This is a genomic window from Nocardia sp. NPDC055050 (assembly GCF_053608345.1).
The window spans coordinates 159,355-174,158 of record NZ_JBSGVG010000008.1 but is presented as its reverse complement, the minus strand read 5'-3'; the positions used below and the strand labels follow the sequence as shown (position 1 = coordinate 174,158).

Annotated in this window: 14 protein-coding genes; 5 read left to right on the top strand and 9 right to left on the bottom strand. The window is 65.7% G+C overall.

What is annotated here, in order from left to right; all coding sequences use genetic code 11:
• Positions 1 to 138: 138 nt before the first annotated feature.
• Positions 139 to 2,424: an NACHT domain-containing protein gene (locus ACWGCN_RS11120; RefSeq protein ID WP_452457652.1), complete on the top strand. Its 2,286-nt coding sequence runs from the start codon at positions 139 to 141 to the stop codon at positions 2,422 to 2,424.
• 109 nt (positions 2,425 to 2,533) lie between these two features.
• Here the strand turns inward: ACWGCN_RS11120 and ACWGCN_RS11115 are convergent, their stop codons facing one another.
• Genes ACWGCN_RS11115 through ACWGCN_RS11105 form a run of 3 tightly spaced genes read right to left on the bottom strand, consistent with a single transcriptional unit; the run spans position 2,534 to position 5,720 of the window.
• Positions 2,534 to 3,415 carry an amidohydrolase family protein gene (locus tag ACWGCN_RS11115; RefSeq protein ID WP_379312666.1) on the bottom strand — a complete coding sequence of 294 codons (882 nt, stop codon included), beginning with the start codon at positions 3,413 to 3,415 and terminating at the stop codon, positions 2,534 to 2,536.
• Positions 3,412 to 4,452 carry a nucleoside hydrolase gene (locus ACWGCN_RS11110; RefSeq protein ID WP_378992008.1) on the bottom strand — a complete coding sequence of 347 codons (1,041 nt, stop codon included), beginning with the start codon at positions 4,450 to 4,452 and terminating at the stop codon, positions 3,412 to 3,414. The genes ACWGCN_RS11115 and ACWGCN_RS11110 overlap by 4 nt, the downstream gene beginning before the upstream one ends.
• Before the next feature lie 53 nt (positions 4,453 to 4,505).
• The gene (locus ACWGCN_RS11105) at positions 4,506 to 5,720 is read right to left on the bottom strand and encodes an FAD-dependent monooxygenase (protein ID WP_452457651.1); all 1,215 of its coding nucleotides are present in this window, start codon (positions 5,718 to 5,720) and stop codon (positions 4,506 to 4,508) included.
• A 107-nt stretch (positions 5,721 to 5,827) separates the two neighbouring features.
• Between ACWGCN_RS11105 and ACWGCN_RS11100 the strand changes: the two genes are divergently transcribed.
• On the top strand, positions 5,828 to 6,397 hold the full coding sequence (locus ACWGCN_RS11100; RefSeq protein ID WP_449962900.1) for a TetR family transcriptional regulator: 570 nt from the start codon (positions 5,828 to 5,830) through the stop codon (positions 6,395 to 6,397).
• A 9-nt stretch (positions 6,398 to 6,406) separates the two neighbouring features.
• On the opposite strand, the gene ACWGCN_RS11095 is transcribed toward ACWGCN_RS11100, so the two are convergent.
• Positions 6,407 to 7,783, bottom strand: a complete 1,377-nt coding sequence (locus ACWGCN_RS11095; RefSeq protein ID WP_452457650.1) for a CoA transferase — start codon at positions 7,781 to 7,783, stop codon at positions 6,407 to 6,409.
• A 42-nt stretch (positions 7,784 to 7,825) separates the two neighbouring features.
• Between ACWGCN_RS11095 and ACWGCN_RS11090 the strand changes: the two genes are divergently transcribed.
• On the top strand, positions 7,826 to 8,578 hold the full coding sequence (locus tag ACWGCN_RS11090; RefSeq protein ID WP_452457649.1) for a thioesterase II family protein: 753 nt from the start codon (positions 7,826 to 7,828) through the stop codon (positions 8,576 to 8,578).
• Here ACWGCN_RS11090 and ACWGCN_RS11085 read toward each other — a convergent pair.
• Together ACWGCN_RS11085 and ACWGCN_RS11080 are read right to left on the bottom strand one after the other, a co-directional pair.
• The gene (locus ACWGCN_RS11085) at positions 8,559 to 8,933 is read right to left on the bottom strand and encodes a DUF2784 domain-containing protein (RefSeq protein WP_378992013.1); all 375 of its coding nucleotides are present in this window, start codon (positions 8,931 to 8,933) and stop codon (positions 8,559 to 8,561) included. The two genes, ACWGCN_RS11090 and ACWGCN_RS11085, sit on opposite strands and share 20 nt — an antisense overlap.
• Before the next feature lie 69 nt (positions 8,934 to 9,002).
• Positions 9,003 to 10,433: an SDR family NAD(P)-dependent oxidoreductase gene (locus ACWGCN_RS11080; RefSeq protein ID WP_378992014.1), complete on the bottom strand. Its 1,431-nt coding sequence runs from the start codon at positions 10,431 to 10,433 to the stop codon at positions 9,003 to 9,005.
• Between the two features lie 235 nt (positions 10,434 to 10,668).
• Between ACWGCN_RS11080 and ACWGCN_RS11075 the strand changes: the two genes are divergently transcribed.
• On the top strand, positions 10,669 to 11,238 hold the full coding sequence (locus ACWGCN_RS11075) for a TetR/AcrR family transcriptional regulator (RefSeq protein WP_379317543.1): 570 nt from the start codon (positions 10,669 to 10,671) through the stop codon (positions 11,236 to 11,238).
• Here ACWGCN_RS11075 and ACWGCN_RS11070 read toward each other — a convergent pair.
• Positions 11,235 to 11,588: a hypothetical protein gene (locus ACWGCN_RS11070; protein WP_378992017.1), complete on the bottom strand. Its 354-nt coding sequence runs from the start codon at positions 11,586 to 11,588 to the stop codon at positions 11,235 to 11,237. The genes ACWGCN_RS11075 and ACWGCN_RS11070 overlap by 4 nt on opposite strands.
• Positions 11,589 to 11,845: 257 nt before the next feature.
• On the opposite strand from ACWGCN_RS11070, the gene ACWGCN_RS11065 reads away from it, so the two are divergent.
• Entirely contained in the window at positions 11,846 to 12,559 is a 714-nt protein-coding gene (locus ACWGCN_RS11065) for a hypothetical protein (RefSeq protein WP_449962885.1), read from the top strand.
• Positions 12,560 to 12,563: 4 nt separating this feature from the next.
• Here ACWGCN_RS11065 and ligD read toward each other — a convergent pair whose 3' ends face one another.
• A complete protein-coding gene (gene ligD, locus ACWGCN_RS11060; RefSeq protein ID WP_452457648.1) occupies positions 12,564 to 13,562 on the bottom strand; it encodes a non-homologous end-joining DNA ligase in 999 nt (332 codons plus the stop codon).
• Entirely contained in the window at positions 13,559 to 14,638 is a 1,080-nt protein-coding gene (locus ACWGCN_RS11055; RefSeq protein ID WP_378992021.1) for an ATP-dependent DNA ligase, read from the bottom strand. Before ACWGCN_RS11055 ends, ligD begins: the two co-directional genes overlap by 4 nt.
• Positions 14,639 to 14,804 lie beyond the last annotated feature (166 nt).

Below are 14,804 nucleotides of genomic sequence, written 5' to 3'. Positions count from 1 at the left end.
ATAGGAATATGTGATCGGAAACGTGGACCAGGATCGGACATTTAACCGCATCATGATCCACAGCACCGTAAGATATCGGCTCCATGGATACTTGACGAAGTCTGGTAAGAGCGGAGATCTGCACTAGTGGAGGCATGGATGGACGAGTCGGGTCATGAGTTCGAAATGAGGGGGCTTGCACTCGCTCGGTCGATCCACGATCCGCGGGGCGAGCAGGGATCTGTGATGCATGGGGGCCGAGAGCATGATGCGTTATTTGTGACCGAAGAAGCTATTCACGCATATGAATTTACGGTGGACCGAAAGAAGCAAAAGGCGCAAAAAGATGCATCTAAGATAAGGAATATTCTACTTGCTGTATTGAATCGCCCAGAAAATAGATACAAGAGTCTTACGGGGTGGTTTGTTACGCGTGATGAACCGACTGCTGATCAAAGAAGTGTGGTCGAGGAAGAGGCCCGACGCGGAAATGTTCGAATCCATGCGATCAGCATTGCCGCACTGTCGAACCGCCTTTGCAATTCCACTGAGTATCTCAAGCTCAGAGGAAATGGGCCGTTTGGGAGTATTTCCTATTCCGTGGAGGCGCAGCGGTCTGGAAATTCTAACCATCGAAATATTAAAGTGGATGCGATTCTTACCGATAAGGACGGTGCGCTAACGGATATTCCGACACTGGCGGATCGGGTGGTGAACGGATACCGTGCGTTGATTGTCGGAGAATTCGGCGTCGGAAAGAGCCATGCCCTTCGGGAGTTGTATTGGAATCTGCGGAAACGTCATTTCGAGACTAGTAGTAGGTCGCCATTTCCTGCATACATTAACCTCCGGGATTGCGTCGGGCTGCGTAGCGAAACCGAGGTTTTAAGAAGGCACGCGGAGGAAATTGGATTTGATCCAGACAGTTTGATTCGTGCGTGGCGTGCCGGTGCATGTGTGTTATTGCTCGACGGCTTTGACGAAATCTCGCCGTCGCGTTGGCTGGGTGGTCCAGTCGATCTGAAGGATGTGCGGTATGCGGCATTGGAACCGGTTCGGCGTCTAATTGAAGCAACGCCTGACGGTGTTGGCATTGTGGTCTGTGGTCGTACGCACTATTTCTCATCCGAGGCAGAGATGACGAGCGCGCTGGGTCTCCCTCTTCAGAACGTAGTAGATTTGCGGAATTTTACTGATGAACAGGTTGGTGCATATCTACATCAAGCTGGTGTGACGTGGGCTGTTCCAGAGTGGCTACCTGCTCGACCACTCCTGATTGGATACCTTGTTGCGTTCGATTCTTTTGCAGATTTGGACGTAACCATTCAGATTGATCAGGCTTCGGCTTGGCGGAGATTCTTCGACTCGATTTGTAAGCGCGAAGCTCGCATGTTTACAGCTGTTCGGCCCGAAACGATCAAGATGATCATGACCCGCGTAGCCACGCTCGCAAGGTCAAAAGGCTACATCACCGGTCCGATCGATATGGATACCATGCGTCAGGCGTTTATTGATATTAACAAACGCCAGCCCGACGGCGAAGGGATTCAATTACTACTTCGACTCCCGGGGTTGGCGATATCAGATGCTGGTGATGATACTCGTGTCTTCGTCGACCGAAATCTAGCGGATGCTGCCTACGGTGAGGATCTGGCTGACTATCTGGCAAACCCTTATGATAAGCAGCATCCGCTGGTGTCAGTTGCATCGTGGATCGAGTCGGCGACAGACTTGGGTGTAGAAGTAGCGGCGGCAACGTTAGATGATCGCGGAATGAATGCAAAATCTGTATTGAAGGCCGCCGCCCATCGGCAGAATCAGCGGCAATTCGATGCTGTACTGGCGGACTCGATCCGGGTTGCGTCGGCGCTGGGCTCTAATGATGCTTCGAAGCATCAACACTTCATAGTCGATGGTGTTGAGTTCTCAGAACTAAACCTCTCGGTTGATTCGAACATATTTGCATCCGTTACATTTCTAAATTGTGTATTCCACTATTTGGATATATCGCTGACCGAGATGGGGCGACCTTTCCCGGAATTCTCAAACTGTATTATCGGCTACTTGGACGGTGTCTCATCGATACCTGATTGGTTGGCTTCGAGCTTTAAAAATTGCTCTATCGAGGAGTATTCCCAGCAATCGCATACAACGGCAGGTATCATGCAACTGGGATTGAACACGCAGGATAAGGTTGCGCTGACGATTCTGAAGAAGATCTACAATCAGCGAGGATCGGGCAGAAAGGAAAGTGCTTTGAGTAGGGGCTTGGACCAAGCAAGTCGCGAACATGTTCCTGGTGTATTGTCTGCCTTGCAATCGCTCAATCTAATACAAAAATCGTCAGCTGGCAGCAATATTCTCTACTTGCCGGTGAAGGGTAAACGCGCAGATGCAATGCGTGCGCTCGAGAAGCCAGGAGAGTTCCGGCTGGAAGAGCGGTGAGGTAGTTGACTGTGAGTGTGTATTTTGCCTCATCGGGCGTCGCTTGGTAATTGTCGGACGACGTCGGCGGTGGGTATCGCGGTGGGGAAATTCCCGGTTTACATTCTGATCAGTCGAGCTCGAACAACCGCGCCGCATTGTCGTGGCAGACCTTGCGCAGCCACTCCGCACCGAGGTCGAGGCGTTCCAGCGCGGCGACGGACTCGGCGTAGGGATACGGGATATTGGGGAAGTCGCTGCCGAACAGAATGCGATCGGCGAAGCGGCGCAGGCGTTCTCGTTCGGCGGGTGGGAAGGGCGCATCGCCTTCGCTGAAATCGGTCCACACCATGGTGGTGTCGAGGTAGAGCCGCGGGTACTGCTCGGCCAGGTCGAGGAACTCGCTGTACTCGGGGGTCCCCATGTGCGCGATGATCAAGCGCAGGGTCGGGAAGCGCCGCAGGAGTTCGGCGATGGGCGCGGGCCCGGTGAATTCGCCGGGGGCGGGGCCCGATCCGCAGTGGATCAGAACGGGCGTGCCGGTTTCGGCCAGGATCGCCCACACCGGGTCGAGCAGCGGATCCAAGGGCGAGAACGCGCCGACCTGGATGTGCACCTTGAACACTCGCGCGCCACGGTCGATGGCCTCGCGAACGTAGCGTGGCGCGTCCGGCTCGGGGTAGAAGGTGGCGGTGTGCAGGCAATCGGGGGTCCGTGCGGCGAACTCGGCGGTCCAGTCGTTGAGCCAGGCGCCCATCTCCGGTTTGTGCGGGTACACCAGGGAGGTGAACGCCCGGATGCCGAAGTCGCGCAGGGTCTTCAGGCGCACCTGTTCGTCGTCGCGATAGGTGATCGGCCACGGTCGGCCCGTCAGTGGCCCCGCGGTGTCGAAGTAGGCCCAGACCTTGCGCATCACCTGGTCGGGCATGAAGTGGGTGTGGACGTCGATGATCGCGGGCAGCTGGTAGCGCGCGCGGAAGTCGGCGAGGTAGGCGACAGTGTCTACGGTCATGACTGCTCCGGGTAGAGGCGGCGGGCCAGGGCGCCGACGCGGGTGACGAGGCGTTCGAAGAAGACGGCGGGGTCGGTGCCGATCACGATGTCGGCGTTGGGTTCTCGGCCCCACATGCCCGCCCAGTCGGCGACCGTGGTGGCACGGGTGATGGTGCCGGCCAGTTCCACGTCGACGGTGGCCGGGCGGGTGGTCACCGAGGTCGGGTCGAGCGCGACCGCCGCCGCGAACGGGTCGTGCATGTGGGCCAGATATCCCAGGTCGTACTGGTGGTGGAAGTCGAAATAGAACCGCACCGCGTCGGTGAGATAGCGGATGATCGGATTGCTGGCCGCCGAACGGAATTCGGGGGGATCACCCGCTCCGACATGCTCGATCGGTGCGCTGCGTGCCGCCTGTGCGAGCAGGGCGAGATGTTCGGGCAGCATCTCGATGGACTCGGTGATATCCAGCGCGCACACCAGCGGCCTGCGCTCCGGTGGCGCCGCCGAGAAGGCGTCGAACACTTCTTTGGCCGCTTCGGGGTCGACGTGGATGTTCCACTCGTTGGTCGGAGTCGTATTGCCGGGGTGGTTGAACGCGCCGCCCATGATGACGAGACGGTTCAGCAGGCGCGGCAGCTCGGGTTCGATGCGCAGGGCCAGTGCGAGATTGGTCAGCGGACCGGTACACAGGCCGATCACCTCGCCCGGCGCGGCGCGAACCAGGTCCACCCAGAGCTGGGCCGCCGATCGAGGCGACAGCGCACGCGAGGACACAGGCAGCACGGCGTAGCCGAGTCCCTGCGGACCGTGGGTGTCCTCGGTGGTGCGCAAGGGCACGGCGAGCGGTTCGGGGGCGCCGAGCGCCACCTCGATCTCGGGTGCCCGGCCCAGGTCGAGCATCGCCAGGGTGTTCGCCGCGACCTGGGCGCCGTCCACGTTGCCCGCGGTGGCCGCGATGCCGATGATCTCGGCGTCGTCGCAGGCCAGCAGATACAGGATGGCCAGGGAGTCGTCGATTCCGGTATCGACGTCGAGGATGATCTTCTGCGGCACGTCATCGAGAGTAGCCGCGGACCTGTCGAGGTCCGCGGCCAGTCTGCGGGTGGTCAGTAGGTCGGGAGGGCGAATTCCTCGGTGTGGCCGAAGAAGATCTTCTTGGTGAGCGGACGCATCGGGCGCGACATCATCAGCCGCACGTTCGTCTTGGCGAGCCGCGTCAACAGCGGGGACTTCGGGATCATCATCGCCATGCCGCCACCGGGGATCTCCTTGGCCTTGTCGAGGAACGGCGAGATCTTGTCCTGGTAGCGCTGCTGCGCGGCGGCCAGATCGTCCGGGGTGGCCGCGATCTCGGCGGCCAGGATGTAGGCGCCCACGATGGCCATCGCGGTGCCCATGCCGGTCAGCGGTGAGCCGCAGTAGCCCGCGTCGCCGATCAGTGTCACGCGGCCGACGGACAATTCGGGAACGTCGACGCGGGCGACTTCGTCGAAGTAGAAGTCGGGGGTGGTTTCCATCGCAGCGAGGACGGCGGGAGCATGCCAGCCCGCGTCGCCGATCGTCTTCCTGATCAGCGCGCGCTGGGCGTCGACGTCGCGGCGCAGCGCCGGGTCCGGCTCGGTGCGCATGGTGATGATCGCCTTGGCGGTGCTCGGGTCGGCGTCGGGACGGATGCCGAGCATGGCGCCGGGCACCAGGCGCATGCTGAACCAGCCGGGCTCCACATCGGCGGGCTTGGGCATGGTGAAGAAGGCACCGTAGCCGCCGAGGTTGGTGCTGAACTTCTCCTCGGGCCCGAAGACCAGTCGCCGCGTCGCCGAGTGGATGCCGTCGGCGCCGATCACCAGGTCGAACCGCTCGGTGGCCCCGGAGGCGAACGTGACGTCCACGCCGGTGTCGTCCTGGACGACCTGGTCGATCCACTCGCCGTAGCGGTAGTCCAGCTGACCGTTGTCGGCGGTGGCCAGCGCGTCGAGGAGCACTTGATTGAGGTCGCCCCGGGTGATCTCGATTTCGGCGACGGCGCCCTGCCCGTCGAAGTCCTCCATCGCCATCCTGGCGTAGATCTTGCCGTCGCCGTCGATGTAGGACATGCCGCGCTCGTCGAGCTGGTACTTGGCGATGCCTTCCCTCAGGCCCATCCGCTCAGCGGCTTCCTTGCTCGGGCCACGCAGGTCGACGGCCTGGCCGCCGGGGCGGGGGGCCGCGGCGCGCTCGACCACGGTGGTGCGAATGCCGGTGCGCAGCAACTGGAGTGCGACCGCGTTGCCGGCGATGCCGCCGCCGGAGACGAGAACGTGGAGGGTGCTGGTGATGCTCATGATGGTGGTTCCCCGTCTGATGTACGAATGTCTTAGACATATGTCTAACAGAGATTCGCACGTATGTCTAGAACAAATGTCTTAGACGGTCGGGTAGGCTGCTGAGCATGGGAAACAGAGAAGACCTACTGGCGGGGGCGCGCAAAGTGATTCTCGAGCGCGGCGTCGCGAAGGCGACCGCGCGTGATATCGCCGCCGCGGCGGGGGTGAGCCTGGCCGCGATCGGCTACCACTTCGGGTCGAAGGATCGCCTCGTCACCGAGGCGTTGAGCGAGGCGCTCGGCACCGGGATGGGCGATGCGATGGACGAGCTGATCGCCGCGGGCACCGGCAAGTCACCGCTGGAGGGGCTCGCGCTGCTGTGGAACGGGATGCCCGAGGTGTTCGCGGGCAATCACGAGGCGATGCTGGCCAGCCTGGAGAACATCGTGCGGATCGTGCGCTCCGACGACGCACGAGCGCAGCTGGGCGACCAGCTGTCCGGGGCGTTCGCCGACCTCGGTGCCCATGTGCGGGCGGCCCACCCCGAGCTCGACGCGGCACAGGCCGCGGCGATCGGGCGGATGTATTTCGTGATCGCCCAGGGGCTCGGGATGCTGTGGCTGCTGGACCCGGGTGAGGTGGCTGTCGATGGCGATCAGCTCACTGTGGCGATCCGGGCGCTCGCGGGGAAGTGACCCGGCTGGTCACGGGCGGTGGTAATGATCGGGTGCTTCGACCCAGAACGGTTGCGCTGATCCGTAAGGTGGTGCGGGCCAGCGGTAGTCGTCGTAGTCGGCGAATGCCGGTGCGGCCGTGACCAGTTCGCTGTGCGTGACGGTCGACGCCGGGTCCGGCGGTGTCGGCGCGGGGTGGCCGGGGCAGCGGTCGTCCGCGGTCAGGAGCCAGGATGCGGTGCGTGCCAGGGAAACTCGGACGTTGCGGCCGAACCCGTCGCCGGCGCGAGCCAGCAGGGCATCCATGACGGCGGCGGCCAGCAGGTAGCCCGACCCGTGGTCGAGTGCCTGGGCGGGCAGTGCGCCGGGCCGATCGGGCGCTCCCTCGAGCAACGAAATGCCGGACACCGCTTGGACGATGCTGTCGAAGCCCCGTCGCTCGCCCCACGGCCCGCTCGTACCCCAGGCCGAGACCGTGGCCTCGATCAAGCCGGGACGTCCGGCAGCGCGGACACCGGCCGCGGCGAGGGCACCCGGGCGGTAACCGGTGACCAGTACATCGGCCTCGTCGAGGAGGATCTCGAAGGTCGCCAGGTCGGTGCGCAGGTCGAGCAAGGTCGAGCGTTTGCCCTGGCAGTTGTCGGAGAACTGCCAGTCGATTTCGGGCAGGTGCGGTGGGTCGATCCGCAGCACGTCGGCGCCGAGCAAGGCCAGCGTTCGGGTGGCCACCGGGCCCGCGAGGACGCGGGTGAGGTCGAGCACGCGAAGGCCGGTCAGCGGTCGCTCGACGGTAGCGGCGCGCTCGCCCGCACCTGGCCACGGTGGGGTGGATGTGCGGGCGTCGCGGGCGTCGACGGCGACCAATGCTCCGAGAGCGGCCGCGCGGCCCATCGGGCTTTCCGCCCATTCGCCCTCGGTGCGGACGCGTGCCGCGATGGCGCCCACGGCCGCGGCGGCATCTTCGATCTCGGCGCCCTTCATCGCGGAAAACCGGGCGGTGAGCTGGGCGGCGTCACCGGCTGCCGGGAGGTCGAGCGCGCGCAGCAAGCGCTCCCGGTGATGTGGGTAGTTCGCGTGGGTGCGCACCCATCCGTCGGCGGTGGGAAAGAAGCCGGACAGCTCGGCGAAGAACGCGGGCGCGCTACCGCCTCGCCGGAACAGCCGTTCACTGCTGAACGCCGCGGTCACCCGGTCGGCATCGAGGCGAACGGGGCGCGCGGGCAGGCCGCGTACGACTCTGACCCGGTTGGCGGCCGCGCTCACTGCCGCGACCGAACCCGCCGCGAGCGCCCACACCGGTAGGGTGGCCGCCAACCGCGCACCAGGATCCGGCACGTCGGCATCGCTCGACGGCGGGAGTCCCAGTCCCGTCTCGTAGGCGTGGACGAGCTGCTGCGCGGTGGTCACATCGACCAGCCTAGTTGCGGTGGAGAGGGTGAGGAGTGTGATGTGGGCGTGAATACGGCTGCGACGGAGTGGGTTCGGATCCTGCGATCGGAGGCGGCGGCCCGCGTGCGGGTGACGTGTTTCCCGCCCGGCGGGGGATCGGCGACCTTCTATCGGGAGTTGGCGCGACACATCGGCGCCGGTGTCGAAGTGACGGCGGTGCAATATCCCGGCAGGCAGGACCGGCTCGGCGATCCGACGATCACCGACCTGCATCTGCTCGCCGACCGGATCGCCGCGGACATCGCGCGGCAGCCGGGACCGGCCCGTGCGCTGTTCGGGCACAGCATGGGCGCGACCGTGGCCTACGAGACCGCACTACGACTCGCCGCCGCCGGGCAACCGCCCCGCGTCCTCATCGTCTCCGGTCGTCCCGCACCGGAATTCGTCGAAACCGGACAGCTACACAGAGGATCGGACACCGCGCTCATCGACGAGCTGGAGCGGCTGGCGAACGATCCTGCACCGGTGCGACTGCTGCGCACCGAACCGGGCCTGGCCGATCTCGTGCTGCCCGCCGTGCGGGCCGACTACCAGGCGGTCGAGACCTATCGGCGTCGGCCGGGAGCACAGCTGAGCTGCCCGGTCGTCGCCTTGGTGAGTACCGAGGATCCGACGACCACGGTGGACCAGGCCGAACAGTGGCGTGCGGTCACCGACGGGCCGTTCAGCCTGCGCACGTTCGGTGGCGGGCACTTCTACCTCGACGAACAGCACGCCGCGGTGGCGCAGGAGATCACACGGCACGTGAACTGAGCCGGCGCTGGTGCAGGCGCGCGTAGCCCAGCCACGACACGAGCACCGCCAGCGCCGCCAGTGCCCGCACCAAGCCGAGCGCGCTGTCGGGGTAGATCACCCCGGTGAGATAGTGGTCGATGAAGCCGGCGGCGGGCAACTCACCCACCCCCGCTTGCCTGCGCGCCCAGTTCTCGGCGTAGGTGAGCGGGCAGTCGAAGCCGATCAGGATGGTGCCGAAGCCCCACGCCACGGCCAGTACATGCAGGCCGATCGTGCGGGGCCATCGCCACGCCAGGAAGCCGCCGGCGACCACGTACGCGATGAACGCGACGTGGGTGACGGCGAGAACGTCGGCCAGCACCCGGAACGGCACCTATTCAGGATATGTACCGTGCTCCCCGGGCGGCATCATGATCATCATTCCGGTTCGGCATCGCTTGCGTCACCAGGGTGAAGGCCGGTAGTCCTTGAGGAAGCAGCCGTAGAGGTCCACGCCGTCCTCGCCCTGCACGATCGGGTCGTAGACGCGGGCGGCGCCGTCGACGAGATCGAGCGGTGCGTGGAAGCCCTCCTCGGCGAGGCGGACCTTGGTGAAGTGCGGGCGTTCGTCGGTGATCCAGCCGGTGTCGACCGCGGTCATCAGGATCGAGTCGGCCTCGAACATCTCGAGGGCGCTGGTGCGGGTGAGCATGTTGAGCGCGGCCTTGGCCATGTTCGTGTGCGGGTGCCCCGGGCCCTTGTAGCCGCGGCCGAACTGGCCTTCCATCGCCGAGACGTTGACCACGTACTTGCGCCGGCCTGCCGCGGCGGCCAGGGCAGGGCGCAACCGTGACACCAGGATGAACGGCGCGACCGAGTTGCACAGCTGCACCTCGAGCAGCTCGGTGGCCTCCACCTCGCCGACGGTCTGCACCCAGCTGTTGGTGTGCGCGAGGTCGGGGACAAGACCACCGGCGTCGATGGCCACGCCCGCCGCGATCCGCTCCGGGGTGGCCGAACCGGCGACCAGCGCGAGTTCGGCGACATCGGTGGCCGACAGCGACGGCGTGAGGGAGGCGGTGAGTGCGGTCGGGTGGGCCTGCATGGTCTTGCCGAACGTGACCATCTCCGGCAGGACGCCCGCGGGCAGCGGCGCGGTCTCGGCGTCGACCAGCGCGCTGTAGGCGCCGGCCGATCGGCGCACCGTCTGGGCCGCGTTGTTGATCAGGATGTCGAGGGGGCCCTGGGCGGCGACGTCATCGGCCAGCGCCACGACCTGCGCGGGGTCACGCAGATCGATGCCGATGATGCGCAGCCGGTGCAGCCAGTCGGCGCTGTCCTCCATGGCGGCGAAGCGACGGATCGCGTCGTTGGGGAAGCGAGTGGTGATGGTGGTGTGCGCACCGTCGCGCAGCAGCCGCAACGCGATGTACATGCCGATCTTGGCGCGACCGCCGGTGAGCAGGGCGCGTTTGCCGGACAGGTCGGTGCGCGCGTCGCGCTTGGTGTGGCTCGCTACCGCGCACTCGGGGCACAGCTGGTGGTAGAACGCGTCGACCTGGGTGTACTTCTGCTTGCAGATGTAGCAGGGACGCGCCTTGAGCAGGGTGCCCGCGCTGGCGCCCGTGGTGGACGAGCTGATCGGGATGCCCGCGGTCTCGTCGTCGATGCGCTGCGGGGAGCCCGTCGCGGTCGCGGCGATGACGGCGCGGTCGTTCGAGGAGATCTGCTCCCTGGCCTCGATGCGACGGCGGTGCTTGAGCTTTTTGAACATGTGCCCGACGGCGCGCTGCACGGCGATGGAGTCGGGATGTTCCTTCTCCAGCTGCCCGGCGCGTTCCAGTACCCGCAGACAGGTCGCCAACTCGTCCGGATCGATCATGTTCTCGGTCATCGGGGAGTGCGACATTCCTTCGTGCGGGAGCGGTGGACGACATCTATTGTCGCATTGGCCGCGCGAGCGACCCGCTGGGTATCGTGATGGGCCGTCGTCGCAACCGCGCGACGGCTATCGAACTCGACGGAGAACCGCGATTTCCCCGCTGGACACCGACACCGCAGACGCGCCGCGCAGGCGCAGGCTCGAACCCGACGAGCGACGAGCGCAGATCCTGGCGTGTGCCATCGATATGTTCGGTGAGCGGCCCTACGCGGCGGTGTCGACCGCGGAACTGGCCCAGCGCGCGGGGGTGGCCCGTGGCCTGATCAACCACTACTTCGGCAACAAGCGCGACCTGTATCTGGCGGTGGTGCGCCGCATGGTGACTCTGCCGCGTCAGGACAAGGTGTCCATTCCCGACGGCACACCGGGTGAGCGGGTCGACGCGATCGTGGGCTGGCTGCTCGACACCATCGCCGAGCACGGCACCACCTGGGTGAAGGTGACCAGCCACGAGGGCGTCGGCGACGACCCCGAGGTGCAGCAGATCCTCGATCAGGCCGACGATGCCGCCGCCGAACGCATGCTGGTGATGATCGGGCGCGCCGATCTGGCAGACAGTGCACGTTTGCGCGCGCTGGTCCTCGCCTACGCGGGACTGGTGAAAGTCGCCGGGCGCGAATGGATCACCCGCGGCACCCTCACCAGGGCGCAGGTGCATCAACTGCTGGCCGACACCCTGCTCACGATGATCACCGTGACGATTCCCAGCGTGCTGATCACCGAGCCGGAACCGACCGTGGAATCGGGCGAGCGCTAGGAATCGAGCGCGCGATTCGAGCGCCGCATCGCGATCGCGGCGGCACTGTAGCGCTGGGGTCCGGCATGGCCGGGCGCGTGCCCGGTGCGGCCGAGCATCTGCTCGATCTTCTTCTCCCGGTGATGCTCGAACATCAGCGCACCGACACCGCCGCCGAGGAAAAGTAACGTCATGATCCCGGCCAGCACGGCCCATCCGGTGTGCTCGGTACCAGCCGCGACGAGGGTGCACGCGAGCCCGACCACCCCGATCGCGCACATGATGATGCCGGGAACGTTGTAATCGTCGGCCAGCAGATCACCGGCTTGGGCATGCCAGGTGCGGTCTGCCGACGGCGTGCTGTCGGACATGAGTCCTCCTCGCGAGCTCAGGGGTGCGCGCAACGCTGCACTTGATGACCAGCATGAACCTGTTCCGTCCACCGGGGTAAGGGTGTTAGCCGGTTCGTTACCAGGGCGCTCGCGCGAGTTGACACGTTATGTCACTGTGACCCTATTTCGCGTTTGAGCTGTGCTACCGGGCTGTGAGTCCTTATTCTCGTCGCGTAACCCGGCGCCGCACCTGTTTCGTTGTGCGCCCGGGGAGATCGGAGAGGGACCCGGGGTTGATGGCACGGTACGAGGAATGGGATGACGACCCCGAGCAGGAGTCCGACGATCGGCGTTGGGACGGCCAGCGCTGGCCGCAGGTGAGCGCGGACAGTGCGACCGGCGGTCGCCGCGGTGACCAACCGCGCGTGAATCCGTACTCGATGGTGGCGCTGGCCGCCGCGCTGGTGCTGCTGTTCCCGATCGCGATCGTGTTCGGGCTGCTGTCGTTCGGGCATCCACGCGGGCGGGGGATCGCGGTGCTGGCACTGCTGCTCGGTATCTCCGAGGTGGCGGTCGCGGCAGCGATCGGGCTCGCCGTTTTCGGCGGGTTGGACGTGTCGATGCCGGCTCTCGCCCAGTCGGCGGCGACCACGACGCCGACGCCGGTGTCGGTGACCTCGCACACGGCACCGACGGTGACCGAGGCCGTCCCGGTGACGAGCCCCGCGGGCGGCGGCGAGAAGAGCGGCGTGGTCGAGAAGGGCACGGAGTGCACCGCGGAGAAGGCCGGTCTGCTCGGCGTCGCGGCAGACGGTGCGACATTGCTGTGTCTGCGCGGACCGAGTGGTCATACCTGGTCGGGGCCGTTCAAGGTATCGGGGTCCTACTACACCGCGGGGGCGAAATGCGATCCCTCGGTGGACAAATCGGGCCGTACCTCCGACAACCACGCGCTTGTGTGCGAGGGCAAGGGCAGCGCCGCGGTCTGGTCGCTGTGGACCTCCGAATAGGTTCTCACTCCTTCTTGGCCCGGCTGGGTTGCACGCGCGGCGGCTCGTTGGGCATCTTCGGATACTGCGGTGGCCACGGTGCGTCCATCAGCCCCGCTGCCATATCGCGCTCCGACATCGTCAGCAGCGGTTCGATCGATTGCGGTGCCCGGTTCGCCCAGGGATCACCCGACTCGGCGAGGCGGGCGGGCACGGTGGCCAGCGTGAGCTCATCGGGGACGACGGTGTCGAGTTCGGCCCAGGTGATCGGTGTCGACACCTGACCGCCGACCTTCGGCCGCACCGACCAGGCGCCGAACACGGTCTTGTGCGGGGCGTTCTGATTGAAGTCGATGAACACCCGCGAGCCGCGTTCCTCTTTCCACCACTGCGCGGTGATCTCCTCGGGATGCCTGCGCTCGAGCTCCCTGGCCAGCGCCACCGCGGCGGCCCGCACCTCGTAGCCGTCCCAGCGCGGTTCCAGCGCCGCGTAGATGTGCAGGCCACGTGAGCCCGAGGTCTTGATGGACGAGTCGACGCCGAGTTCGGCCAGCAGTTCGCGGGTGAGCACCGCGGCCCGGCGCAGATCATCGAAACCGATGCCGGGCGAGGGATCGAGATCGATGCGTAGTTCATCGGCGATCCGCAGATCCGGAACATGATTGGGCCACACGTGAAAACCGAGACAGCCCTGATTCACCGCCCACAGGATGTGCGCGAGATCGTGGGCCACCAGCGCGTCGCTGGTGGTGCCGTTGGGGGTGGACACCTCCACGGTCTGCAACCAGTCCGGCGCGGACTTCGGCACCCGCTTCTGGAACCACGATTTGCCCGACGCGCCGTCGGGATAGCGTTCCAGCAGTAGCGGGCGACCACCGATCACACCGAGCAGCGGTGCGGCGACAGCGCGGTAGTAGTTGACCAGATCGAGCTTGGTCTCGCCGCGTTTGGTGAAGTAGACCTTGTCGGGATTGCTGATGGTGAGCGCCCGGCCGTCGATGTCGAGTTCTACCGCGGCGCTCATCGGCCGACTCCGAAGATCGCGTCGAGCTCGGCGGGCGCCACTTCATCGAGCTGGGCGTAGGTGCACGAATCGGGGGTTCGGTCGGCGCGGAACCGCGCCAGCCGCCCGCCGTGGCGGAACCGTCCCGACTGCACGTGCTCGTAGCGCACTTCGGCGACCAGCTCGGGCCGCAGCGGCTCCCACGACAGATCCTTGCCCCCGCTCCAGCGGCTCTGCCCGCCGGGCATCTTGCCGTCGGCGTTCGCCTGCGCGGCGGCGTCGGCCCAGGTGCGCCACGGATGGTCGTCGAGCGCGTTCTCGCGCAACGGCGCCAGCTCGCCGAGCAATTCGCGGCGCCGGGCCGCGGTGAAACTCGACGCCACCCCGACATGGTGCAGATTGCCCTCGTCGTCGAACAGGCCGAGCAGCAGCGAACCGACGCCTTCGCCGTCCTTGTGCATCCGGTAACCGGCGACCACGCAGTCGGCGGTGCGCTCGTGCTTGATCTTGAGCATCACTCGCTTGTCCTGCAGGTAGGCCAGTTCGTCGGACTTGGCCATCACGCCGTCGAAGCCCGCGCCTTCGAAGCGGGTGAACCAGTCCTGAGCCACGTCGGGATCCTGGGTGATCGGCGTGAGATGGATCCGGCCCGGCGCGGCGTCGAGCAACGACTCGAGTTCGCGGCGCCGCTGCGCGAACGGTGCGGTGGTGAGATCGCGATCGCCGAGGGCGAGCAGGTCGAAGGCGACGAAACTGGCCGGTGTCTGCGCCGCGAGTTTGGTGACCCGCGACGCGGCCGGGTGCAACCGCTGCTGCAAGGTGTCGAAATCGAGGCCGTGATCGGTGACGACCACGATCTCCCCGTCGATGACGCAGCGTTGCGGCAGCGCCTCCTTCAGCAGCTCGGCCAGCTCGGGGAAGTACCGGGTGAGCGGGCGGTCGTTGCGGGAGCCGAGTTCGATCTCGTCACCGTCGCGGAACACGACGCAGCGGAAGCCGTCCCACTTCGGCTCATAGCTGAGTCCTGGCTCGCGCGGTAGCGACGGCGTCGACTTGGCCAGCATGGGGCGCACTGGCGGCATCACCGGTAGATCCATCCGATCCTCCTCGCGGGTGTGTTCACCCGTGTCGACGATGCGAGCACGCCCGATTCATCGGTGTGTGAGGCGATCGTAGGACGGGGGACCGACACGTGCGCGGACATCGAGTGCGTGCCTGTCGTGCTCGCCGAGTCCGCGCCGGAGTTCATCGGCGGGCGCGACA